Annotated in this window: 24 protein-coding genes; 14 read left to right on the forward strand and 10 right to left on the reverse strand. The window is 54.6% G+C overall.

The features are described 5' to 3' along the window. Positions 1–139: 139 nt before the first annotated feature. Positions 140–976 carry a carbohydrate ABC transporter permease gene (locus PCH05_RS14540; protein ID WP_127603126.1) on the reverse strand — a complete coding sequence of 279 codons (837 nt, stop codon included), beginning with the start codon at positions 974–976 and terminating at the stop codon, positions 140–142. Then, positions 976–1,857, reverse strand: coding sequence for a carbohydrate ABC transporter permease (locus PCH05_RS14545; RefSeq protein WP_127603127.1), 882 nt, complete (start codon positions 1,855–1,857; stop codon positions 976–978). The genes PCH05_RS14540 and PCH05_RS14545 overlap by 1 nt, the downstream gene beginning before the upstream one ends. Positions 1,858–1,966: 109 nt before the next feature. On the opposite strand from PCH05_RS14545, the gene PCH05_RS14550 reads away from it, so the two are divergent. After that, complete coding sequence (locus tag PCH05_RS14550) at positions 1,967–3,814, forward strand: cache domain-containing sensor histidine kinase (protein WP_127603128.1); 1,848 nt, start codon at positions 1,967–1,969, stop codon at positions 3,812–3,814. Next, a complete protein-coding gene (locus tag PCH05_RS14555; RefSeq protein WP_127603129.1) occupies positions 3,811–5,427 on the forward strand; it encodes a response regulator in 1,617 nt (538 codons plus the stop codon). Before PCH05_RS14550 ends, PCH05_RS14555 begins: the two co-directional genes overlap by 4 nt. 175 nt (positions 5,428–5,602) lie before the next feature. On the opposite strand, the gene PCH05_RS14560 is transcribed toward PCH05_RS14555, so the two are convergent. From PCH05_RS14560 to PCH05_RS14570, 3 genes are all read right to left on the reverse strand, one after another. Further along, entirely contained in the window at positions 5,603–6,880 is a 1,278-nt protein-coding gene (locus tag PCH05_RS14560; RefSeq protein ID WP_127603130.1) for an ABC transporter substrate-binding protein, read from the reverse strand. Between the two features lie 81 nt (positions 6,881–6,961). Then, complete coding sequence (locus tag PCH05_RS14565; protein WP_127603131.1) at positions 6,962–7,795, reverse strand: carbohydrate ABC transporter permease; 834 nt, start codon at positions 7,793–7,795, stop codon at positions 6,962–6,964. Then, the gene (locus tag PCH05_RS14570) at positions 7,795–8,676 is read right to left on the reverse strand and encodes a carbohydrate ABC transporter permease (RefSeq protein ID WP_127603132.1); all 882 of its coding nucleotides are present in this window, start codon (positions 8,674–8,676) and stop codon (positions 7,795–7,797) included. The genes PCH05_RS14565 and PCH05_RS14570 overlap by 1 nt, the downstream gene beginning before the upstream one ends. 158 nt (positions 8,677–8,834) lie before the next feature. On the opposite strand from PCH05_RS14570, the gene PCH05_RS14575 reads away from it, so the two are divergent. Next, positions 8,835–9,596 carry a TspO/MBR family protein gene (locus PCH05_RS14575; RefSeq protein WP_127603133.1) on the forward strand — a complete coding sequence of 254 codons (762 nt, stop codon included), beginning with the start codon at positions 8,835–8,837 and terminating at the stop codon, positions 9,594–9,596. Between the two features lie 215 nt (positions 9,597–9,811). Here the strand turns inward: PCH05_RS14575 and PCH05_RS14580 are convergent, their stop codons facing one another. The 4 genes from PCH05_RS14580 to PCH05_RS14595 all read right to left on the reverse strand — a co-directional run bounded on the left by PCH05_RS14580 (position 9,812) and on the right by PCH05_RS14595 (position 12,753). After that, positions 9,812–10,192, reverse strand: coding sequence for a RidA family protein (locus PCH05_RS14580; RefSeq protein WP_127603134.1), 381 nt, complete (start codon positions 10,190–10,192; stop codon positions 9,812–9,814). Positions 10,193–10,233: 41 nt separating this feature from the next. Beyond that, a complete protein-coding gene (locus PCH05_RS14585) occupies positions 10,234–10,914 on the reverse strand; it encodes an oxidoreductase (RefSeq protein ID WP_307719542.1) in 681 nt (226 codons plus the stop codon). Positions 10,915–10,999: 85 nt separating this feature from the next. Next, positions 11,000–12,409, reverse strand: coding sequence for an ATP-binding protein (locus PCH05_RS14590; RefSeq protein WP_127603135.1), 1,410 nt, complete (start codon positions 12,407–12,409; stop codon positions 11,000–11,002). A 140-nt stretch (positions 12,410–12,549) separates the two neighbouring features. Beyond that, on the reverse strand, positions 12,550–12,753 hold the full coding sequence (locus PCH05_RS14595) for a CsbD family protein (protein WP_127603136.1): 204 nt from the start codon (positions 12,751–12,753) through the stop codon (positions 12,550–12,552). A gap of 225 nt (positions 12,754–12,978) precedes the next feature. Between PCH05_RS14595 and PCH05_RS14600 the strand changes: the two genes are divergently transcribed. From PCH05_RS14600 to PCH05_RS14650, 11 genes are all read left to right on the forward strand, one after another. Next, complete coding sequence (locus PCH05_RS14600; protein WP_127603137.1) at positions 12,979–13,572, forward strand: TetR/AcrR family transcriptional regulator; 594 nt, start codon at positions 12,979–12,981, stop codon at positions 13,570–13,572. Positions 13,573–13,633: 61 nt separating this feature from the next. Continuing rightward, a complete protein-coding gene (locus tag PCH05_RS14605) occupies positions 13,634–14,983 on the forward strand; it encodes an MATE family efflux transporter (protein ID WP_127603138.1) in 1,350 nt (449 codons plus the stop codon). 201 nt (positions 14,984–15,184) lie between these two features. After that, positions 15,185–15,592 carry a GntR family transcriptional regulator gene (locus PCH05_RS14610; RefSeq protein ID WP_127603139.1) on the forward strand — a complete coding sequence of 136 codons (408 nt, stop codon included), beginning with the start codon at positions 15,185–15,187 and terminating at the stop codon, positions 15,590–15,592. After that, positions 15,589–16,302 carry an ABC transporter ATP-binding protein gene (locus tag PCH05_RS14615; RefSeq protein ID WP_127603140.1) on the forward strand — a complete coding sequence of 238 codons (714 nt, stop codon included), beginning with the start codon at positions 15,589–15,591 and terminating at the stop codon, positions 16,300–16,302. Before PCH05_RS14610 ends, PCH05_RS14615 begins: the two co-directional genes overlap by 4 nt. Further along, positions 16,302–17,078: an ABC transporter permease gene (locus PCH05_RS14620; protein WP_246049604.1), complete on the forward strand. Its 777-nt coding sequence runs from the start codon at positions 16,302–16,304 to the stop codon at positions 17,076–17,078. Before PCH05_RS14615 ends, PCH05_RS14620 begins: the two co-directional genes overlap by 1 nt. A 13-nt stretch (positions 17,079–17,091) precedes the next feature. Next, positions 17,092–18,066 carry an ABC transporter ATP-binding protein gene (locus tag PCH05_RS14625; RefSeq protein WP_371860546.1) on the forward strand — a complete coding sequence of 325 codons (975 nt, stop codon included), beginning with the start codon at positions 17,092–17,094 and terminating at the stop codon, positions 18,064–18,066. 40 nt (positions 18,067–18,106) lie between these two features. Then, on the forward strand, positions 18,107–19,246 hold the full coding sequence (locus tag PCH05_RS14630; RefSeq protein WP_127603142.1) for an ABC transporter permease: 1,140 nt from the start codon (positions 18,107–18,109) through the stop codon (positions 19,244–19,246). 388 nt (positions 19,247–19,634) lie between these two features. Then, complete coding sequence (locus PCH05_RS14635) at positions 19,635–20,528, forward strand: FMN-binding protein (protein WP_127603143.1); 894 nt, start codon at positions 19,635–19,637, stop codon at positions 20,526–20,528. A gap of 70 nt (positions 20,529–20,598) precedes the next feature. Further along, the gene (locus tag PCH05_RS14640) at positions 20,599–22,476 is read left to right on the forward strand and encodes an FAD-dependent oxidoreductase (RefSeq protein WP_127603144.1); all 1,878 of its coding nucleotides are present in this window, start codon (positions 20,599–20,601) and stop codon (positions 22,474–22,476) included. Between the two features lie 98 nt (positions 22,477–22,574). Beyond that, positions 22,575–23,018: a hypothetical protein gene (locus tag PCH05_RS14645; protein ID WP_127603145.1), complete on the forward strand. Its 444-nt coding sequence runs from the start codon at positions 22,575–22,577 to the stop codon at positions 23,016–23,018. A gap of 63 nt (positions 23,019–23,081) precedes the next feature. After that, the gene (locus tag PCH05_RS14650; protein WP_127603146.1) at positions 23,082–24,068 is read left to right on the forward strand and encodes a polyprenyl synthetase family protein; all 987 of its coding nucleotides are present in this window, start codon (positions 23,082–23,084) and stop codon (positions 24,066–24,068) included. Positions 24,069–24,177: 109 nt separating this feature from the next. Here the strand turns inward: PCH05_RS14650 and PCH05_RS14655 are convergent, their stop codons facing one another. Then, positions 24,178–24,480 (reverse strand): hypothetical protein, encoded by a 303-nt coding sequence (locus PCH05_RS14655; protein ID WP_127603147.1) that lies wholly within the window; start codon positions 24,478–24,480, stop codon positions 24,178–24,180. Positions 24,481–24,514: the final 34 nt, after the last annotated feature.

Consider the following 24,514-nt stretch of genomic DNA (forward strand, 5'->3'; position numbering starts at 1 on the left):
TCATTCAATTTGGAAAACCAAGCCTGTAATCGCTTACTCTTTTATTATAGGGACGGGCCCGTGCGGTGAGCACTTACGATATTGACGAAACAGGGGGACGGGATTGACCTGTCTTTCGCCTCCCCTGCTTCCGCCAAAATCAGCCTTTTACAGCGCCCTGCGTAATGCCTTCCACGATGTATTTCTGCATGGCCAGGAAAAAGACGATGACCGGCAGAATGCCCAGCACCAGAGCCGGCAGCGCCAGATCCCACTGCTTCGTAAACTGTCCGAAGAACGCGAAGGTCGCGATCGGAATCGTCCGCAGGTCGGCGCTCTGCAGCACCAGGGACGGAAGCAGGTAGTCGTTCCAGATCCACAGCGTGTTCAGAATAATGACGGTGACAAACATCGGCTTCATCAGCGGCAGCACGATCCGGAAAAACGTAGCGTAGGTGCTTGTCCCGTCTACGCGCGCCGCTTCTTCGATCTCAAGCGGGATGCTTTTCACGAAGCCATGGAACAAGAAGACGCTGAGCGGAACGCCGAAGCCCAGGTAAGCGACGATGAGACCCGGAATGCTGTTCATGAGATTCAGCGTGCTCATGACTTTCACGAGCGGAATCATGATCGACTGGAACGGAATGACCATCGCAGCCACGAAAATCGCAAACAGGAAATTGTTAAAGCGGCTGTTGTGGCGGACCATGCGGTACGCCGCCATCGCGCTGAACAAGGCCAGCAGCAGGTTCGAAACCACCGTGACGATCAGCGAGTTACCAAAAGCTTTCGGAAAGTTCGTGATATCCCAGGCTTTGGCGTAGTTATGCCATTCAAAGCTCTTCGGCCAGCTGGCGGAATTGGTCAGCAGATCAGCGAAGGTTTTGACCGAGTTCACGAACAGGAAGTAGAACGGAATCAGGAAGACGAGCGCCAGCAGCACCATGATGATTTCGGTGGCCAGCGTGCCGAGACGGTACTTTTTCGAAACTTCCATCAGGATTCAACCTCCTTGCTTTTCGTTAATTTAACTTGCAGACTGGTAATAACCGCAACGACCACGAAGAAGACGATCGCTTTGGCGGTGCCCAGCCCGTACCGGTTGTTCTGGAACGCTTCGTTGTAGATGTTCAGCGCCACCGATTCCGTCGAACGGAACGGTCCGCCCTTGGTGAGGGACAGGTTCAGGTCGAACATTTTGAAGGACCAGGAAATGGCCAGGAACAGGCAGACCGTTACGGCCGGCATAACGAGCGGTACGATAACCGATTTCAGAATTTGCATTTTGCTTGCGCCGTCGATTTCGGCAGCCTCGATAATATCCTTCGGAATATTGTTGATCGAAGAAATATAGATGACCATCAGATAGCCGGCAGTCTGCCAGACGAAGACGATGATGATGCCCCAGAATCCGGTGGTCGCATCACCCAGCCACGGCAGATTGAAGAAATGCCAGCCGGTTGCGTCGCCCAGCGCCGAGAATCCTTTGATGAAAATGAACTGCCAGATAAAGCCGAGCAGCAGGCCGCCGATGACGTTCGGCATGAAAAAGATGGTGCGCAGCACATTCCGCGTTTTGAGCGGCTTGGTCAGGAAATACGCAAGGAAGAATCCAAGCAGATTGGTTACAATAATGCCAACGACCGTAAATCTGACCGTAAACCAGAAAGCCTTCCCAAAATCGGGATCTTTGGTTAATATTTGTTTGAAATTGTCGATGCCGACCCAGGTTACTTGACCGGATACCCCATTCCAGTTTGTGAAGGAATAGTACAGGCCCATCAGGAACGGAATCACAATGATGACGGCAAAAAAGATGGTGGACGGACCCACGAATACCAGCTGCTGGAGCAGCCCGGACGACTTTTTGCTTTTCATCCCGATCTCCCCTTTTCGAAGTGTTCGATACTGTTTGTAGCTTCAGTATGCGGGAAACGCAAGTCGAAAAACACGGAGGATCGTGAACCGTTAGGGGGAAAATATTGATATGAAAAAGGGCAATTACATAAAAGAAGGCGATAAGCCGCTCAAATTCCAAAGCATTCGCTCGCGGATGATCCAGTTCATGCTGCTGGCCACGACCATTCCGCTCCTGCTCTCGATCAGCATTACGTATATCCATACCAAGGAGACGATCAAGGAGCAGGCCTTGGAAGAAAACCAGCATCTGATCTTTCAAGGCAAGACGAACTTAAACAACTATCTGGATAACATTAATAAAGCTTCGCTTGTGGTGTACACCGACACCAATTTTCTGCGGAATCTGCGCAAGATTCCCGATGATTACCGGGCCGTCGCCGAAGTGTATACCCTGCTGCAAAATATTCAGAACACGATCAACGGGATTGAGCGCATCTACCTGCATGGGAGCCAGTCCAATCAATCCACGCTGGTCACGCCGGCTACTTTTCCGAAAAGAGAGTTCCGGGCCGAGCCTTATGTGAGCACCCGGCCTTACGAGAAATACACAACATCTGTAGAGCCGTCGCATAAAAGCCATGATTATGGTTTCCCCCCGTCGCCAACCTCTTATACCAAGCGGGAAGTGTTCACGTTCCACCGGACGATCACCAACATCCCGTCGGAGAAGGTGCTCGGCGTACTCGCCATCGACGTCAGGCTGGACGCGGTTGCCGCCATATGCGAGCAGTTGTTTAATAAGAATACGGAGCAGCTGCTCGTGGTCGACCAGAACGGGAATATTATCTATTCCGGCAGGGAAGGCCAAATTGGACAGCAGCTCCAGGACAAGGTCGTTCTTCAGCATATTCGTCAAAACCAGAGCAGCGGTTCGTTTGAAAACGGCGGAGCCATGCATGTATTCGAGAAAATGCAAACGCCGTATGCGGAATGGACGATCATCAAGCGGATTCCGAACGCTACCCTGTATGAGCGCGCAACGCAGCTGACCCAGATCAATACGGCCATCGCCGTGATCGCCCTGCTCGTGATCGTGTTCGGCACGCTGTTCATCTCCGTGCGCATTACCGAGCCGATCAAGCGTTTGACCAGCTATATGAACCGGATTCAGTCCGGTCAGCTCAACGTCGACATCGACTGGAACAGCCGCGATGAAACCGGCATTATGTTCGCGCGCTTCCGGCAGATGATGGATACGATCAACAATCTGATTTTGCGGGAATACCGCCTGGAGCTGGCCAACAAGACCAATCAGCTGAAGGCGCTGCAGGCCCAGATCAACCCGCATTTTCTGTACAATACGCTGCAGTCGATCGGGACACTGGCGCTGCAAAACAACGTTCCGCGCATTTACGCCCTGCTCTCCTCGCTCGCCAAAATCATGCGCTACAGCATGAACAATAACGACGCGCTGGTGACGCTCAGGGAAGAGGCCGAGCATGTAAGGCTTTATCTTGACCTTCAAAAGGAGCGGTTCGGCGAGCAGCTGGAATTCTCAATCCGGCTTGCGCCGGAGACGCTGCGCGTGCCGATGCCGAAAATGATCCTGCAGCCGCTCGTGGAAAACTATTTCAAGCACGGCCTGGACACGCAGGGACAGCAAGGCAGACTGGATATTACAAGCCGGATGAAGCCGCAGGGCATTCTGGAAATTATCATTGAAAATAACGGGGAATCCATTTCGCCGGAGGCGCTGAAGGCGCTGCAGCGGCAGCTGGAACGCCAGCAAAACCGCGGTGCCCAGGCCGAATGGACGGATGAGGACGGCATCGGACTGCATAACGTGCTCATGCGCCTCCAGCTGTACACGGAGCATGAATCCGCGCTCCATGTCGATAACATAAAACCGCAAGGCGTTCGAATTACCGTGGAAATTCACACCGAAGCGAAGCAAACAGAGGAGAATAACGAATGACAAAGGTACTTATTGCGGACGACGAAAAGCATGTCAGAGAAGCCATCAAATTGCTGGCGGATTGGGAAGGGCACGGTATCAACGAAATCTTGGAGGCCGGTGACGGACAAGCCGCCGTGGAGATAATCACAGAGGAGTCTCCTCTAATCGTCATGACGGATATGCGCATGCCGCGCATGGACGGGACCAAGCTGCTGGAGTGGATCAAAGCCAACCGCCCCGAGATGAAAACGATCGTGATCAGCGGATACGACGATTTCGAGCTCGTGCGGCATGCCATCCGCAACGGCGGACTGGACTACATCCTGAAGCCCGTCGATCCCGATGCGCTGAACGAGGCGCTGGCCAAAGCCGTGGAGGCCATTCGCCTGGAGGAGCTCCAGAACTCGCTCAGCACGCGGAAAAACATGGAGCTGAACCGGATGAAGCCGCATTATGCCGACAAGCTGCTGACCGATCTGATCAGCGGCCATGGCAGCAAGGAGGAACTCGCGCGCCAGCTGCGCGAAGAGTTCGGTCTGCCGGAATCCATCACGGGCTGCAGCGCCGCCGTCATCAGCACCGCCCAGCTGGATCAGGAGCTGCTGGATAAATTCCAGTCCTTACAACAACTGCTGTACTTCACGCTCACCAACATCTGCAACGAAGTGCTGCTGTCCGGGCAAAAGGGCATCGCCTTCCACAACCTCCGCAACATCGAAGAAATCGTGCTGCTGATCTGGGATGAGACGATGCCGCTGCAGGCTACGCTGGAAGAGATCCGAAACGGCATCGATTTGACGCTTCACCGCCAGATTCATATTGGCGCCGGGACACGCCAGCCTTTCCCGGCGGGTGCCGCCGCAACATATCAGGAAGCGCATCAAGCCCTATGGCAGCGGAATGCGGGCGAGCCTTCGGGCTGGCTTCATACCGGCACCCCCCAGCCGCAAAAGCCGCTTCGTCTCGACTCGCATGAGGAAAGCTTCCGTATGGCTGCGCTCAGCGGAAGCATGGATCAAATCAGCTCGGCGGTTGATGGCTGGATGGATCAGGTCCGCATGCTGGGCCGGGTGACGCCGGCGGAGCTTACACAGTGGAACGCTGAATGGGACTGGATGCTGAAGCAGTGGATGGACAGGAAGGCCGATCCTGCAAGCCCGGGACCGGACAAGGATGCGCTGCTCGAACTCCCGCGGTCGCTGCCGATGGATGCGCAGGGGCGGCTCTCCTATCCGCTGTGGAAGGCCCAGTATGAGGGCAGATTGACGGCGGCAAGCCGCATTTTGACGCAGCAGCACTCCCGAGAGAACCATATCATTCACGATATCGCACGTTATCTGGAGAACCATTACGCCGAGGATATTTCGCTCCAGGATATGGCCGCGCGCTTCTTTCTGAGCCGCGAGTACATATCCCGCCGCTTCAAGCAGGAATTCGGCGTGAACATCTCCGATTTCCTCGCCAGCGTGCGAATCGAGAAAGCCAAGCTGCTGCTGCTCAATCCGCAGCTTCGCATTTCCCAGGTGGCGGAGATGGTCGGCTACCAGGACGAGAAATATTTCAGCAAGGTATTCAAAAAGCAGGAAGGCCGCACCCCGAACGAATACCGGAAGGAGCAGTCTTCCCGCTAGGCCCTTGAGGAAAGTGAGATAGCATAAGAAAAACGTCTATCGACGTACATTCAAAGAAGACAGACCGCGTTTAGCTATAGTTTTTCTTGCGAGATCAGGAAGCGGAGGCTCCGAAACTTATACTTTCTGATCTCTTAAAAAAGTTAGAGGCCTTCGGGCCTCTAACTTTTTATTTCTACCGGACGCTTAAGTTATCCCAGTTCTGCTGGAACTGTTCGTACATGCCCGCTTTGTCGACCTTGCCGCCGATATAAGCCTGGATCGCCGCGGCGAATTCGGGCGACATGCCATTCGGGAAGCGGAACCAGTTCCAAGTCAGCGTTTTGCCGGCATCCGTGTACTTCTGTACCTCCATGCCGAGCTGCCCGAGTTCCTTGTCAGTTCCTTTGATGCTTTTAAAAGCAGGAATGAACTTAAATTTTCCGGTGATATAGGCTTTCCCCGTATCCGAGGTCACCAGCCAGTTCAAAAACTCCTTGGCCTCTTTTTTCACCTTCGAGTTCTTGTTGACCACCCAATTGTTCGGCACCCCGACATACAGCTTGTCCCCCAGGGCAGGATCGTCATTGATCGGCATCGGTAGGATGCCAAGGTTCAGCTTCGGATTGATGCCGTCGATCTGCACCTGCGTCCAATTCCCCTGCTGCATCATGGCGGCTTTGCCGCTCGCAAACAAGGTTACCTGTGTGTTGTAATCAGTCGTCAGCGGGTTCGGATTGCCGTATTTCAGCGTCAGGTCGAGCAGGTTCGACCAATCGGAGACAATCTTGTTATCCGCAAACGTCTCTGTATGCTCATTCAGCCCCTGAATGAACGCTCCAGGGTCCTGCTGATCCGCGAATGCCAGATTGATGTTATGGTTGCCGAGCACGAAATTCTCCTGATAACCGTTTGCAAACGGCGTAATGCCAGCAGCCTGAAGCTTGTCCGCCGCTGCGGCTAGGGCGCTCAGCGTGACCGGGCGCTCCGTGATTCCCGCCTTTTTGAACAAATCCTTGTTATAGATAAAGCCGTAGCCCTCAAGGTTCATCGGCTGTCCATACAGCTTGCCGTCCCTTTGCATCGGCTCCTTGGCAATGTCCTTCACGTCCTTCACCCAAGGCTCTCCGGAGAGGTCCTCCAGGTATTCCAGCCACATGTCGAGCTCGTTGTACCCGCCGATGTTGAATATGTCCGGCTCCTCGGAAGCCGCGAATTTCGCGCGGAGCGAAGCCCCGTAGTCACTGCCTCCGCCGACGGTCTGGATATCGAGCTTCACGCCCGGATGAGTCTTTTCATATTCTGTTTTCAGTTCATTGAGCGCATCCGCAATCTCCACCTTGAACTGGAAAATATGAATGGTTTTCGTCCCGCTGCCGTTTCCGCCGCCGCAGCCCGCCAAAAGGGCAACCAGCGCCACAACGGCAGTCAAGCGGACCCAAGCGGAGCCTATACGACGTTTTTCTTTTTCCATGCCGCGCTTCCTCCCTTGCTTTTTGCATCGCTTTCCATATGGGGCATCTATCGTTCGACCGTGTGCATCCCCGCTTCGGCTTTATCCTTTGACCGAGCCTTGGGAGATGCCCTCGATAATGTACTTTTGCATCGCCAAAAAGAAGATGACGATCGGCGTAATGCCCAGCACCAGTGCCGGCAGCGCCAAATCCCACTGCTTTGTGAACTGCCCGAAAAAGGCGTACGTGGCGATCGGAATCGTCTTCAGATCCGGATTTTGCAGAATCAGGTACGGCATCAGGTAATCGTTCCAGATCCACAGCGCATTCAGAATGATCACCGTCACGATCATCGGCTGCATGAGGGGCAGCACGATTTTGAAGAAAATGCCGTAGGTCGAGCAGCCGTCCACTCTGCCTGCTTCCTCGATCTCTTTCGGAACCGTCTTCACGAAGCCATGGAAGAGGAATACCGAAAGCGGCGCCCCGAACCCGAGATAACAGAGGATGAGGCCCGTCCGGGAATCCATCAGCCCGAGCGTGCTGACCACCTTCACGAGCGGTATCATGATCGATTGGAACGGAATGACCATCGCGGCCACGAATGCCCCGAACAATAGGCGGTTGAAAAGCGTATTCGAGCGTACCATCCGGTACGCGGCCATGGAGCTGATCAAGGCCAGCAGCACATTGCTGACGACCGCGACCACGAGCGAATTCCAGAACACTTTCGGAAACTGCGTCAGCCTCCAGGCCTCGGCATAGTTCCCCCACATGAAGCTTTGCGGCCAGCCGGCCGCGTTCGTCAATATATCGCCAAAGGCTTTCACCGAATTGACGAGCAGAAAATAAAACGGCACCAAAAACACCAGCGCAAACAAGATCATGACGAGCTCTGCGGCCAACCATCTGCCGCGGCGGCGTGTCGTCTCCATCAAATCTCCACCTCCTTGCTCTTCGTGACCCGGACCTGAATGATCGAGATGATGGCCACGATGATGAAAAAGATAATCGCCTTGGCCGAGCCCATGCCGAAGCGGCTGATGTTGAAGGCTTCATTGTAAATGTTCAGGGCCACCGATTCCGTCGCCTTGAACGGGCCGCCTTTCGTCAGCGACAGATTGAGGTCGAACAGCTTGAACGACCAGGATATCGCGAGAAACAGGCAGACCGTCACCGCAGGCATGACGAGCGGCACCGTCACCTTGCGCAGTACCTGACCTCTCGAAGCGCCATCTATCTGGGCCGCCTCGATCAGATTTTTCGGTACGTTATTGAGTGAGGTAATGTAAATCACCATCAGGTACCCGGCATTCTGCCACACAAAGACGATAACAATAGCCCAAAATGCGGTGGATTCCGTCCCCAGCCACGGCAGTCCGAAGAACGATAAGCCGGTCGCCTGCCCGACGGCAGCAAACCCTTTCACGAAAATGAACTGCCAGATGAAGCCGAGCAGCAGCCCGCCGATGACATGGGGCACGAAAAATACGGTACGCAGCGCATTGCGCGTAAACAGCGGCCGTGTCAGCAGATAGGCCAGCACGAAGGCGAGAACATTGGTCAGCACCACGCCCAGCACGGTAAATTTCACCGTGAACCAAAAGGAATGCAAAAATGCCGGATCTGCACTGAAAATATGAATATAGTTGCGCAGTCCGACCCAACCCGCATGCCGGGAAACGCCGTTCCAATTCGTAAACGAATAATAGACGCCCAGCAAAAACGGCAATATAACGATAACGAGAAAAAACAGGGCGGTTGGCCCGACGAAAACCAGCTGCTGCAGCAGCCGAGAGGTCTTTTGGGATTTCAAGCTGCTCACTCCTCAAAAGTTCAATTTTCCCTTTTATTACCTGCATTGCGGATAATTGAATCGGACGGGTCTTTGTTCTACACGCGGGTTTTTGGGTATATCTTTTAGGAAAAGCTGTTCATGAAAGATTCAAAAGATTCGTTTGGAGGCTGATGATTTTGCTGAGAAGCAATCCGTACAAATGGTGGAATCTGCTTGGGTTCGTCGCCGTCATCATCGTTAACGCGCTCGCGAATACAACCGTTCTGAACGGTATGAGGACCGGGGACATTTCGGACAAGTACCCTACGCTGATCACACCCGCAGGCTATGCGTTCATGATCTGGTCCGTCATCTATCTGCTGCTGCTTGGCTTCATCGTTTACCAATTCCGGAGAACGACGGAATCCCGGGAGTCGGTGCTGCGCATCGGCCCGTGGTTCGCGCTGAGCTGCCTGTTTAACATCGTCTGGCTGCTGCTGTGGCAGTATCTCTATATTGAGCTGTCGGTGGTGGCGATGGTGTTGCTTCTGCTGTCGTTGATTATGATCTACGTGCGGACACGCCGGATCCATTATCCGACGGCGGGCGAAATGTGGTTCGTGAAGCTGCCGTTCAGCCTGTACCTCGGCTGGATCAGCGTCGCCACGATCGTGAATGTGAGCGTTGCGCTGGAGAAGAATGATTGGAACGGCTTCGGCCTGAGCGACGCGACCTGGGCCGTCATCATGCTGCTGGTCGGCGCGCTGCTGGCGATTCTGGTCAGCTTTCCGCACCGCGACAGCATCTATCCGCTGGTGTTCGTATGGGCTTATGTCGCGATTGGCATCAAGCAGCGGGATACGGCGGAGAATGTGTTCGTGGCGGCGTTTATTCTGGCGGCAATCTTGCTGATTTATGCGATTTATTTGTTCTTTGCAAGGAACCGGGATCGGGATTAAGGTCGATCGCTGGTCTGAGGGTGCTCCGGTGGGGCTCAACGGACGAGTTTCATATGGTGCTCTGGGAGGCGCTCCTTATGACGCTTTGGTGGCGCCCCGCTGCTACGCGCTGGGTGAAACTTTTTCGCCCCTCAAACTTTTTGTTGGAGACAAAAAAACCGCCCCCGGTTATCCATCCGGGGGCGGTTTTCGGTTTGCATGTTCTCGCGAGCCGCTTATTTCAGCGTCGCGATGGTTTCGATCTCCACGAGTCCGTCTTTCGGCAGACGCGCGACCTCGACGGCGCTGCGCGCCGGGTACGGCTCGGAGAAGAACGAAGCGTAAATTTCGTTCACGGCGGCGAAATCGTTCATGTCCTTCAGGAAGACCGTCGTCTTCACGACCTTGTCGAGGCTGCTGCCTGCGGCTTCCAGAATGGCCTTCACGTTGCCGAGCGCAAGGCGCGCCTGTTCCTGCACGCCGCTGCCGAATTCTCCGGTTTCCGGATTCAGGCCGAGCTGTCCGGATGTGAAGACGAAGTCTCCGATTTGAACCGCTTGGCTGTAAGGCCCGATGGCTCCCGGTGCAGATGTAGTAGAAATAACTTGTTTACTCATATTTGTCCACCCTTTCAAGGAATTCTTCAAGAATTCCGTTTTCATATATGTATGGAATCCGCGGGACTCTGGCCGAGCACATGGATGACGTCATTGGGGTACACATGGGTTCCCGCGGTACCCGTTTGAGCAATGGTCACCATGGCGCGCGCGAGGGTCGCAGCGGGCATTGCCCGGTATTTGGCCGCGCGCCCGCGCATGAGCGGATCAAGACCTCTCATGACCCATGCGCCTGCCGCCTCTGCGAAACGGAAATCGCTGCGGCTTCCCAGCAGCAGAGAAGGACGGAACAGATGCACGCCGGTTAGCCCTGATACGGAAAGCACCTGCTCCGCCTCTCCTTTGACCCGATTGTAGAACAGGCGTGAGTCAGGGTCCGCCCCCATCGCCGAAACGGCAAGGAATTGCGTCACGCCTTTCTGCCTGGATATTTTGGCGGCGCGCAAAGGATACTCCAAATCCACTTTACGGAACTTTACCTGAGACCCGGCTTTGCGGATGGTCGTTCCCAGGCAGCAGAATACATCCCGGACACCCCCGAAAAATTCCGCGCTTGCCTCCAGCTCTTCGAAGTCGATGATGGTTTCAGTCAGCTTCGGATGCTGAAGCCCCATCGGACGTCTCGACAGCACTCTGATTTCCCCGTAGGCATCGCTGCGCAGAAGCTCCCGCACAACTTCCCCGCCGACAAGGCCCGTGGCACCAAGCACTAATGCCTGCAATGCGATCTTCCTCCCCCCGCTTATCATACTGCGGCTTGTCCTCATTCTACCTGCTGCAGCCCAGCTCTTTCAACCGTATGTACGTTTACGCTTCCTGCTGCAGCGGCAAATGAAGAGAGAACCGGCTCCCCCTGCCTTCTTCGCTTTCTAACTCGATGTATCCTCCCAACAGCCTCGATAAGTCCCTGCTGATGGATAACCCGAGGCCAGTCCCCCCATATCTGCGGTTGATGGATCCGTCGGCCTGCTTAAAGGCCTCGAAAATATGCTCCTGCTTCTCCCTCGGGATCCCGATGCCTGAATCGATCACATCAAAGACGATCCAGTCTTCTTTGGCGTTCGCATTTCCGAGCAGCTCCAGGCGGATATCCAGCTTGACCGTTCCTTCATGGGTGAATTTGAAAGCATTCGAAAGCAAATTCCGCAAAATCTGCTGCACCCGGCTCGGATCGGTATAGAGGGTGAGCGGAAGCCGCTCGTCGACCCTCATGTCAAACGCGATGTTCCCCCGTTCGGCCTCATGTTCGAAATGCATCGCGAGCAGCTGGGGAATTTCGCTGATGTTCATATGCTCCTTGAAAATTTCAAGCTGGCCCGCTTCCACCTTCGTCAAATCCAGAATGTCATTAATGATGGTCAGCAGCTCGCGGCCTGACTGAAAAATAATGCTTCCATACTCGGCCATCTCTTCCCTCGAGCGATCTTCATCGTCCTCGCTGATCAGCTGGGCGAAATTGATGATACTGTTCAGCGGCGTCCGCAGCTCATGGGACATATTCGCTAGAAACTCCGTCTTGTACTGCGAGGACTGTGCCAGCTCCTGTGCGCGTTCTTCGAGGTTGGCTTTCGCCTTGTGAAGCTCCTCGGCCTGCGTGGAAAGCAGCACGTTGCTGTGCTTGATCTGTACCATCCGGTTTCGTTCCAGCTGAAAATCCCTTAAAATCAGCGAAAAAACAAGGCTGAGCATCAGGCTGAGCGGCAGCGTAACCGGCATGATTTCCGCAAAATATTGCTTGGCCGGTATGACCCCCAAAAATGCGATATCCAGGCAATTCAGCACATTGATTACCACGATGGCCATCAGCCCCTGGGTAATCAAGCCAAAGCTTCTGCGGTTCATCCAGGCATGGAGCAGGGCGGCCGCCACGCCCAGGATGCACAGGTTCAAGCAGCCTGCGATCGCGGCTTCATTAATGCCGAAGAGCAGCCTGGACAGCCCGATGCTGACCCCGATCAGGACCAGCGTGAGTGGTTCCGCATAGGCGACGGTCGCAATAATCAAGGGAATGATGCGGAGATCAAAAATCACATTTTCGCTCAAATTATATCCGAAAAACATGCTCAGCCAGCCGCAAAAAATCATGAGCAGGACCGAGCTGGCGTATTTAACGGATGAAGTAGCCCGGCTCAGCGCATATTTATATATCAGGTTCGCCAAATAGGCGACCGTAACGAGCAAAGCGGTATTGCCCAGAAATATTTTGGAAAACTCCATGGACTCACTCCTGATATGGTGCTTCAAACCATTACTTCCTATCATATCACGATGATGCCAGTTAAACAGGATTTCCATACAAAAATAATGTAAAAAAACCACCTGAATCTTCAGGTGGTTTCGATACGAAGCGATCGGGATTAATCCACGTGGGAGCGGGACCAATCATGATATTCCTTCTCGGCTGCATCCTTGGTATGTCCATAACGTTCCTGCAACTTGCCTACGAGCTTATCTTTTTCACCATTGATCTTATCCAGGTCATCATCCGTAAGCTCGCCCCATTGTTTTTTCGCTTCGCCCTTCAATTGGTTCCATTTTCCTTTGAATACGTTGCTATCCATTAGGATCAGCTCCTTACGTTTGATGGTTGTTGGGACAGCGCTTGGCGCGCTGCCTCTGTATGCTTCTATTACCCGCCGGCAGCCGGGCTGAATCCTTGGTTTCGCGGTACAACTTACCAGAAGGCGGCAGGCCGCGATAGGATTGTGTGGATGCGAAAAAGGAATTATAATGAAGAGGGTTTATTTTAGAATGAACGTTCAGTATATAATACCGAGGTGGTCGTTTTGAACAAAAAGCAGCTTTCCAGCCAACAAACGAAGCAAAAGATAGCCGAGGCGGCGCGCACTCTTTTCGGACAAAAGGGCTATGCCTCTACCTCGATCGAGGATATCGTATCGGCCACGCAGATCAGCAAAGGGAACATTTATTACCACTTCAAAAACAAAGAAGGCCTGTTTCTCTATCTTCTGGAGGAATGGACGCGGGAATGGGCGGAGCAGTTTCAGTCGAAAAAGGAGCGCTACCGCACGGTAAAGGAAAAATTGATTGCGCTGGTGGAGCACTTCGTAGAGGACGGCTTCCATCACCCGCTGACCCGGGCAACCAATGAATTTTACGCGACCGAGCTCATTACATCGCCGAATCAGGACAAAATCGAAGAGATGATGCAGCTGTATCTCCGCAATTACGAGGAGCTGCTCGATGAGGGTATGCAGAGCGGCGAGTTCAAGCAGGACGATGCCCATCTCTTAAGTATTATCCTTGAGGGCATGCTGGCCGGCATTGAATTTTCCACCAACCAGCTCGAATTGGATGAGGCGCTGAGGCTCTACCGGAAAGCGATCCATGTGTTTTTGTACGGGATCGCCGTATATTAAATGTTCATTTAATACATATTTAACATGCTTAAAGCCCGTGGTAAGGGCTATGGAGGACAACATGAGCCAAGAAAAAGAAATGATTCGATCGTTGGAAACCGATCCCGTCGGGAAGGTGTTCGTACGCTATTTGATCCCGTCGCTCGTCGGGATGCTGATGATGTCGATCAACGTGGTCGCGGACGGCATTTTCGTCGGTCACCGCCTCGGCGCGCTGGCGCTTGCAGGTATCAACATCGCATCGCCTGTATTTTCCGTATTTTTCGCCATGTCATTATGGCTGGGCATCGGCGGGGCCACGCTCTTCTCGCAGTCCAAAGGTGCGAAGGACATCAAGCAGGCCCGGCAAATTTTCACCCATTCCCTGATCCTGATTTTCGTGCTGACCCTCATCGTGGCGGTGATTGCCTACCTGCTGCGTGAGCCGCTGGCCTATGCACTCGGGGCCAATCAGGATACACTGCCCTACGCCCTGGAATACATGACCGTGCTGCTGACGTACGGCTTCATCATCACCATCCAAAATGCGTTCAGCCTGTTCGTCCGCAATGACGGCAATCCGAACCTGTCCATGATTTCCATGGTCGTGTCCGCCGTGCTGAACATCATCCTGAACTACATTTTCTTATACGTACTCGATATGAGCGTTAAAGGATCGGCACTGGCTACCGTTACCGCCACACTTGCAGGCGCGATCGTGCTGTTCGCCCATTTTTTGCGCAAGGACCGCTCCCTCTCGTTCGTCAAGCCTTATTTCTCCTGGAAGCTGGCTCTGCGCACGCTGACGATCGGCTTTCCAAGCTTTATATCCGAGGTCGGCTTATCCGTCTTTACGATCGGGTACAATGTCGCCATGGTACGATGGGCCGGAACCGCCGGAGTCGCTGCCTTTTCCGTACTCAACTATGCCCACAATATGATGCTGATGCTGTTCCTTGGCATGGGCTCGGCCATTCAGCCGCTGATCAGCTACTACCGCGGCGCCAAGCTCCGGCTGCGCGAGGTGCAAACGATCCGCATCGCCGTCATGACGGCTTTCGTGTCCGGCATCGTTGTTTTTGCATTCGGGCTGGCTGCAGCTAATGGAATTGTGTCGCTGTTCGGCAATTTCTCGGAGGACGTCCGCTCGCTTGCCGTAAACGGCATCCGGCTGTTCTTCTCCGCCTACATGTTCATGGGCATCAATTTTGTCATGATGACGTATTTCCAAGCCTCGGAGCAGGTCAAAGTCGCGGTTTGGATTACCCTATCGCGGGAAATCATTCTGATGGTTCTGTTCCTGCTGACGCTCCCCCACATACTCGGCACGAGCGGCGTCTGGCTCTCGATTCCATTATCTGAATGCGTCGTTGCCGTATGCATTTTTATATATGTCAGAAGAAAAAACCGTTCCCTGCCTGCGCTTCAATAAAGCCTTGCCGGTATGTCGAATCCAAGCCAGGACTTGCCTGGCTTGCCTGCCCTTACTCCTTCAACAGAGTGTGGCAGGCTTTTTTGTTTGTCTTAAAACCGAACTATAACTTTTTTCGCAAGCCTATTGTATTAAGTGTATTAAGTGATATAATACACTTAAATCACTAATCGTACTCTCGGTACGGTAGGAGGAGCGTCTATGGAAGAACAGCAGGTTGGCTCGCTGCATTTTCACATTGACTTCAGTCAACCTTTATATGAGCAGATACTTGATCAAGCCAGAAGCGCCATTGCAAAAGGAGAGATCGCCTTGGGAGATAAAATGCCATCGGTTAGAGAACTTGCGCAGGAGCTGCGGATTAACCCGAACACCGTCATGCGCGCCTATCAGGAACTCGAACGGGACGGTTTAACGGAAAAGCGCCGGGGACAAGGAACATATGTCACTTCCTCGCCCGAGCATGTGGCTTCCTTCCGGACGGAGCTGGCCGCCAGATACATCGACAGCTTCATGGAGCAAATGGAAAGCCTCGGGCTTTCCTGGGAAGACATCGAAAAGTATATTCGCCGGAAACAAGACGCGGCTCAAGGAGGACTTGGTTCATGACATCAACCATTGTGGAATGCCATCAGCTCACCAAAAACTACGGCAAGAAAAAAGCGTTGAACGAGCTTGAAGTCGCCATTCCCGCCGGCCGGATCACCGGGATTCTGGGCCCGAACGGATGCGGAAAGTCGACGTTCTTCCGCACGCTGACCGGACTCGTCAGACCGGACGCGGGACGTATTGAGGTGCTTGGCAAACCTCCGGGCTGGCAGAACAATCGCGACATCGCCTACCTTCCGGACCGGGCCCGATGGTACCCGAGCCATACGGCCAGAATGGCACTGGAGTGGGGGAACTCCTTCCTGCCGGGCTTTTCCATGGAGCGCGCCATTCAGCTGTGCGATTACATGGACATCGACCTTGACATGAGAGTTCGCGGCATGAGCCGCGGGCAAGAGGCCCGGATCATGCTGATCCTCTGCCTCGCGCGGGATGTGCAGCTGATCGTGCTGGATGAGCCTTTTACCGGGATCGACGTCATTTCCAGGGAAGCCATCGTGGCCAGCCTGATCGATTATTTGGAGGATAGCGAGCAGTCGGTTCTGATCAGTACCCATGATATCCAGGAGGTTGAAGGCTTGTTCGACTACACCGTGATGATGAAGGAAGGACGCGCGATCTGGTCCGGCAGCACGGAGGATTTAAGAGCAGAGTATGGCTCGCTGCGCGACGTATTCCGCAAAATGTACATGAAGGAGTGGAACAAGTGATGGATTCGGCGGTATTCCGGAATCTCGTCCGGCATGAATTCAGGAACAAGGGCAGCTGGCGGAAACAAAGCCGCATTCGGGTTTCCAGAGGCTGGTGGCTCGCTTATTTTCTTATCATTCTGACTGCCGTTGTCGGCACGATGACGTATTTTGCCATCAACAATGAACTTCAGATCAATTCCATCTGGTACGTCACGATGGGATTTCCCTATATGGTCTTCTTCTGGGGCTTCGGCACCGTCAAGCGGGAATGGGAAAACGACACTTACGGCTGGTGGCTGACCATGCCCTTTCCGCGGGCTGAACTGATTACGGCCAAATGGCTGGGCGTCTGGCTGAAGCTTTTGCTCGGCATCGTCTTCGCCTTCGTCCTCCTCTCGGCCTACGTCTTCGTTCTATCCTTGGCGCTTCCCGCCTACTCGCTGACTGACGTCGGTTCCTTCATGATCGCCGGCATTGACTGGCTGACCCTTGTCGCCGGATTCAGCCCGCTGATCATTTCGCTCGGCATGATGATGTCAATCATCCAAAACACCTCACTGCGCCCGATTTCACCGGTGTTATGGGTGGTGTTTATGTCAGGATTAAGCTTGCTCTTCCAGCTGCCGGACTCGGTTATTTCGGAAAGCATGCTTCAGGAGGGAATGGGCGAATATCAAGCCGAATGGTTCCCTTATTCGTGGGAGCTGCCCATTGTGATGGGAGTCAGCTGGATTTTGACCTATGCCGCGCTTCGCTTCCAAGGATATCTGCTTGAAAAGAAATTGGAAATATAGGGAGGAAAAACAGATGGTGCAAGTCATGACCGGGGCCATGGCGTCCCCTGCAACAACTACGGATAACAACGGATATATGCTCGAAGTGAACGGATTAAAAAAAGCCTATCCCAAAAAACAGGCGCTTGAACATGTGACCTTTTCGCTGAAGCCCGGCACCTCGTTCGGCTTTCTCGGCCCCAACGGCGCGGGGAAATCCACTACCATGAAAATATTGACGGGCATCGTCAAGGCAGACAGCGGCACCGCCAAGCTTTTCGGTAAAGATCTGAACCGGGAGCCTGACGCCGTGTCCAAGTTCATCGGGTACGTGCCGCAGGAAATCACCCTGTACGATAAGCTTAGCGCTTACGATAACCTTCAGTTTTTCGGTGAAGCGTACGGCGTCGGCGGCAAGGAGCTGAAGCAGCGGATTCACGACGTCCTGGCAAGAACCGGACTGCTGGATCGTTCCAAGGATATCGTCAGCACCTTCTCCGGCGGCATGAAACGCAGAATCAACATTGCTGCAGCCCTGCTCCACCGGCCCAAGCTGCTGATTCTGGACGAACCGACCGTGGGCATTGATCCGCAGTCCCGCAATCATATTTTCGAAATGATCCGGGAACTGAACCGCGAAGGCGTAACCATTATTTACTCCACCCACTATATGGAGGAAGTCGAAGCGCTTTGCGATGAAGTCGCCATTATGGACCAGGGATCGATCAAGGCCATGGGGCCGCTGGGACAGCTGCTGGAGCAGTACGGCCGGAATTCGATTTATTTGGAGGTACCGGGGCTTACCGAGCTGCCGCATGATCCGGACGTGACTTCCTTTCACAAGAAAGGTTCGGGGTGGCTGCTGGAAACGGAAGATTCCGCGGCCGTCATGCAGCGCCTGCTGCGCCTTGCCTCACAGCATCAATGGGACGTGAAGCAGCTGGAGGTCGTCCGTCCTTCCCTCGAAAGCGTGTTTTTGAAGGTGACGGGAACGGCGCTTCGCGATTAATAAAAATGAGAAAATACGATCTATAAAGGAGATTCAGATCATGAAAGCGATGATTATCAAAGAGCTGCGGCTCATCGGCAAGGACCGGCGCAGCTTCATATTCCTGCTCCTCATGCCTATTATATTCATTGTGATGTTCGGCTCCATCTTCAACCAGGAGAGCGGCTCCTCCATCACGCTGCGGGCCATTGACCAGGATCAGTCTGCGGCTTCCCAGGCGCTCATTACACAGATGAAAGGAATTATGGACGTCAAGCAGCTCCCTGCCGACCATGTGGACGATCAGCTTGATAAGATTAAGCAGGGGCAGTTTTCCGCCATGCTGGTCATTCCGAGCGGCTTTGAGCAGTCCATGAAAAGCGGCAAGGCCGCGAACATCAAGCTGTACCAAGACCCGGCTGCCCAAACGGAAACCGCGCCGATCCAGGCGATTCTCGGCAGCATTTCCACCCAGTACCGCGAACAGAAGCTGACCGGCATGCTCATGGCAAACGGAGATACCAAGGAACAGGCCGCAGCGGCCCTCGCATCCCCGATCCATATTGAGAACGTGTCGGCATCGTCCGACCACTTGAATATGATTGACCAGGTCGTGCCGGGCATGACCGTCATGTTCGTGTTCTTCATCATGATCACGATGGCCCGCCGCTTTTTCGAGGAAAAGAAAACCGGCCTGCTGTCGCGTATCCGCACCACCCGCATCAAACCGCTGCACTATCTGATCGGCATGTGGTTTCCATTCGTACTGACCGTGATTTTCCAGTGCATCATCTTGTTTGCCTTCGGGCACTTCGTCTACGACCTGAAGCTGGGGGATATCGCCGCATTGTCGGCCGTCGTGCTCAGTCTCAGCATTGCCGGTACCGGCATCGGGCTCGGCCTTTCCTTCCTCGTTCCGGGCGAAGGCGCCGCGATGGTCATTACGCAGATCATCTCCATGGGCGGAGCGATGCTCGGCGGATTGTGGGTGCCGTCCTACCTTCTGCCGCAAACCGTACAGACGATCGGACATTTCCTGCCCCAGTACTGGGCCCAGCATTCCCTGCTCGACATCATTGCCCATGGCGCGCATCTGGCCGACATCTGGAGCGCAGCCCTCATCCTGCTGGCCTTCGGCCTCGCCGGGCTTGCGATTGCCCTGATCCGGCTTCCCGGATTTCTCCGTTCGGCGGCGAATTAGACAATCCGCGAATACCCGCGTTTACACGAACAGCCTGAACGGACATCCGAATGGAAGCCGCGTCAGGCTTTTTTTCTGTGCACATCATCACCGTCCCCGTCATACCTTACAATGATTCGAGATAAAGAATGATCACCTATAACTTTGTGACTACTTTCACATAAACGAGTGATGTTCCTATGCTACAATGCGATCGACAAGAGAATTTGGAATATCAACCTGATTAACTATATAAATTGAACTGAAGAAGGCGAAGGCACTTCGTTCATTTTATATCCCCCGATTTCAGCCCATGAATTTCGCCTGCAAAATGCGCATAAGGGCGGATTGATCCCGGTTTTAACGTTTTTCCATAGATCTTATCAAATCCATATTGGAGGTCATATTCATGAACAAAAGATGGTCCATTTTATTATCCGGTGCCCTGATGGCAGGCCTGCTCGCCGGCTGCGGCAGCGACAAGGAAGCCCAAACGACGGATACGAAGGAACCGGCTCCGGCGACCACAGACTCGAAGGACAATACGGCAGCCGACAGCGGCAGCTACAAGGACGGCACCTATTTTGCGGAAGGCACGATGGATGAAAAAAGCGGCTGGCAGCCTTACGTCGTCCTTTCCGTTGAAGGCGGCAAAATCACCAAGGCCGACTGGAACTATGTCAGCGCCAAAGGCGGTCCTGACAAGAAGACCCTCGATAAGGCCGGAAAATACGGCATGAAAGCCGGCGGCGGCTCCACGGAGTGGTACGAACAGGCCGAGAAAGCGGAACAGTACCTCATCGAAAAGCAGGATCCCGCTGCGATCACAGTCAAGGACGACGGTAAAACCGATGCGATTTCAGGTGTGTCCATTCATGTGAAAGATTTCACCAATCTATCGGAGGAAGCTCTCTCCGCCGGACCTGCTGCTGCCGGAACCTATAAGGACGGCTCGTATCACGCCGAAGGCGATGCATTCGACAAGGAAAGCGGCTGGAAATCCACGGTCGATATTACGGTAGCGAACGGCAAAATCATCTATGCCTACTTCAGCGGCGTGAACGCCAAAGGCGAAGACAAGCAAACCGTTTCCAAGGAAGGAAAATACGGCATGAAGGCCGGCGGAGCCCAGGCGGAATGGCATGAAGAAGCGATCAAAGCACAGGATTACCTGATCGAGAAGCAGGATCCTGCTGCCATTACGCTCAAGGACGACGGTACGACCGATGCCATCTCCGGCGTCACGATTCACGTCAAGGATTACGTCACCCTGGCCCAAAAGGCGCTGGATCAAGCGAAGTAAGCCGCGGACGCGTCCGGATGACACGGCTCGGCCCCAAGTCACGAAATGAGTTAAACGAGGTGAAGGTCCCATGAAAAGAATCGTTCTGCTGGGCGGCGGTTACGGCGGCGTCCTGACGGCCAAGAAGCTGGCGAAGAAATTCAAGAAAAACAGCGACGTCGAGATCACGCTGATCGACCGCAATCCCTATCATACACTGTTGACCGAGCTCCACGAGGTCGCGGCCAACCGCACGCCTGAGGATGCGGTCAAAATCGAGCTGAAGAAAATATTCGAGGGGCAAAAGGTTCAAGTCGTGCTGGATGACATCCGCCATATCGACTTCGACTCCCGCACGCTGGAATCCCGCAAAACCAAATACAAATACGATTATCTCGTCATCGGCACGGGCTGCAAGCCTACGTTCTTCGGCATTCCCGGCGCCGAGGAGAACAGCTTTACGCTCTGGTCTTATGAGGATGCGGTACGGCTGAAGGAACAAATCCGCGAAAAGTTCGGCGAAGCGGCCAAGGAAACCGATCCGGCCGTGCGCCGAACCAAGCTGTCCTTCGTCGTGGTCGGCGCCGGATTTACCGGTGTAGAGCTGGTCGGCGAAATGGCGGAGTTCCGCGATGAGCTGTGCAAGGAATTTTTCATCGATCCGCAGGAGGTCCGCCTGGTCGTGGCCGACATGGCTCCGAAGATCCTGCCGATATTGCCCGACAAGCTGATTGCCAAGTCGGAAAAACGCCTCGCACGGATGGGCGTGGAGGTCATCACGAGCGCCAAAATCACCCGCGTCGATTCCCAGGCCGTCATTATGGGCGATGAGCGCGTTCCGGCCGCCACGATTGTCTGGACCGCCGGCGTGGAGGGCTCCGAGCTGGTAGGCTCGCTCGACGTGCAGCAGCAGGGCCGCAAACGGATCGTCACGAACGACAAGCTGCAAAGCGTAGACCATGACGATGTGTATGTCGTGGGCGATAACATCTTTTACATTCCGGAGGGCGAAGAACGGCCGGTGCCGCAAATGGTGGAGAACGCCGAGCAAGCGGCGCCGGTCATTGCCCATAACATCCATGCCGACGTCACGAATCAAGCGAAAAAGTCGTATAAGCCGGGCTTCCACGGCACGATGGTCTGCATCGGCAGCCATTACGGCATAGCCAATGTCGGTCTGCCGAACCGCATGTTCATGCTGAGCGGCTTCATGGCGCTCTTCGCCAAGCACTTCATCAATATGTTCTATCTGTTTACGGTCGCAGGCTTCAATAAAGTATGGTCGTACATGATGCATGAATTTTTCCACGTGCACAACCGGCGCAGCTTCGTCGGAGGACATTTCTCCAAGCGGTCTCCGAACTTCTGGCTGCTGCCGCTGCGGATTTATGTGGGTTATATGTGGCTGTCCGAAGGGCTGGAGAAGCTGTGGAAGATCATCGACAATCCGTCGCGCATCTTCCTGATTCCGCCTTCCCCGCATGCCGCGGATGCCACATCGGCAGCCAGTCAGGCCGTTGACGCGGTGGCCAAGACGGTGGATGCCCAGGCAGCCGCATCGGCCGTTACGAACGCCAAGGATGCCGTCGCTGCCCTGCCGGTGCCGCATTTCGTCACCAGCATCATGAACGGATTCATGGATATCTTCTTCTATACATCGAACGGGGATTACACCGTGCTGGCCAAGGTGTTCCAGACCGGCATGGTCCTCGCCGAAATCACCTTCGGCATTCTGCTGATCATCGGATTGTTCACCGCCCTCTCCTCGGTCGCAACCATCGCCATGGGCATCATGATCTGGTGTTCGGGCATGGCCCCGTACGAAATGCTCTGGTATCTCACAGCCGGGGTCGCATTGATCGGCGGATCGGGCAGCGTGTTCGGACTGGACTATTACGTCCTTCCTTGGTTGAAAAAACATTGGAAACGAATTCCGTTGGTACGGCGCTGGTATCTCTATACCGATTGACGCCAGGAACGGATATGCCCAGGGATGGAGTAATGTGCAGCAGCGCGCACGTTGCTCCATCTTCGTTTTAAACCGATCTTATCCAGGGGGTGCTTGATATGACCGAACTTATTGAAAAAGCCCTGCAGCTGCTTGCGGCCGCCTGCGCTCCGGAGGCGATGGCCGTGATCGACCCGGACCCCTCCGAGCTGAAGGAGGCGGCTGCCTTGCTGGAGCGTCACGGGATTCCCCATTCCCGCAGCGTCAGGCTCCTTGCCTTGGTTGCCCTGCTGGCATTGGCCAGAAAGCGGCATGACGGCGTCAGCTTTACGGGTGAACAGCTCACGAGAAGCATCCTGGACGGGGATTATTTTCAGAGTCTCTACGTCCAGCTGGCCGTTCAGTATGAAGAGATGGAGCTCGTGCGGTATTTCGCGCCGCTCCTCAAACAATATTACGTTCGCCGTGCCTTGGGCGAACCCTGCGCAGAGCCGCTGACGCAGCACCTGCAGGGTTATTTGCTGCTGGAGCATGCGGTGCCCCGGAAAGAGCGAGCCATGTAGCATGGGTCCATCTGCCGGGTGAATATCGGTAAAAACAAATACGAAGACTTGGAGGAATGAGAGATGAAGCCGTCCCTGCCTGAAGCCCTTCAGATCGATCTCCGGCGGATCAACCGCGATATCGAGAATATCATCCGATATGACAAGGATGTCCCCCGCACCTCGGTGCTTGCCCGCAGCGTGCTGCAGCTGATCCGCTCCGGAGGCAAAAGACTGCGGCCCGTGCTAGTCATTGCCGGCAGCCGCTTCGGCAGCGCAGAGCCGGGCCGGCGCTCGTATCAGCTGGCTGCCGCCGCAGAGTTCATCCATGCCGCCTCGCTCATTCATGACGATATCATCGACCGCTCGGAGCTGCGGCGGGGTGCCCCCTCCCTGCATACGCAGACCGGCGTGACCGCAGCGGTCCACATTGGAAATTACATGTCCGCCAGAGTCGTGGAGCTGCTCTCCGGCTACACTTCGAATCATGAACGTTTCGTCCATGATCTTTCGGCCCTGGCGACGGCCCAGCTGTGCCTCGGCGAATACGAACAGCTGCAGCATGCGTATGATTACGATCTAAGCCTCGAGCAGTATCTTGAAAAGACGCGCCGCAAAACCGCCCAGCTTATGGCCGCCTGCCTTCGGGTCGGCGCATTGTCCGCGGATGCAAAGCCCGAAACGGCCGCCATGCTCTACCGCTTCGGTGAAGCTCTGGGCATGGCGTTTCAAATCGAGGATGACATTCTCGATTACTCCGCGACAGCGGAGGCGCTCGGCAAGCCGGCCGGCAGCGATCTCGCGCGGGGGCAGGTCACCCTCCCCGTACTCTACGCGCTCGAAGATCCGGACCTGGGGCCCTGCATCCGCAGCATCCAGCCGGGCTCTCCGGCAGCGGATATCGATGCGGTGCTGGCGGCTATCCGCCGCGGAGACGCGCTTGAGCGATCCGATCTCATGCGCAGGCAATATTTGCGGGAGGCCCTGCTCGCGGTAGAGCCGCTGCGCAGCCATCCCGCTTACGGGCAGCTGGAGGTGCTGCACCGTTATTTTGGCGGAAAGACGGCTTGAGGCAGCCTAAGCTTCTCCGCACTTCAAGCCCCCTCTTCAAGGATTCGCTTCATCAAAGAAAGGGCTGCTCCGGAAGCATTCGCTCCGGAGCAGCCCTTTCTATACTTCCTTATATAATAGCCATCATCACCAAGGCCAAGCATGCATACCCGAGCACCAGCAAGGTTTTTACACCGGACAGCGCGGGCTTTTGCGAAGGTCGGTAAAATCTGCGCTGCGCCAGGAACTTCCGGTGCAATACATACAGTATCGCGAGGTCCGCAGTAAGGAGCAGCAGCATTTCAATCAGGTTCAGCGGCTCTTTTTTTAATAAGGGCCGCTCCGCAGCACCGAGAGCCAGCAGGCCAAGCATTAGAAAGACGACGCTGCGCACAGCCTCAAGCAGCCAAGCCGCAGCCTTTCCCAAGGTCATTTTCCCACCTCCCGTTCATTTCAACGTCCTCACC

Origin of the sequence: Paenibacillus chibensis, assembly GCF_004001045.1 — a bacterium.
Taxonomy (GTDB): domain Bacteria; phylum Bacillota; class Bacilli; order Paenibacillales; family Paenibacillaceae; genus Paenibacillus_AQ; species Paenibacillus_AQ chibensis.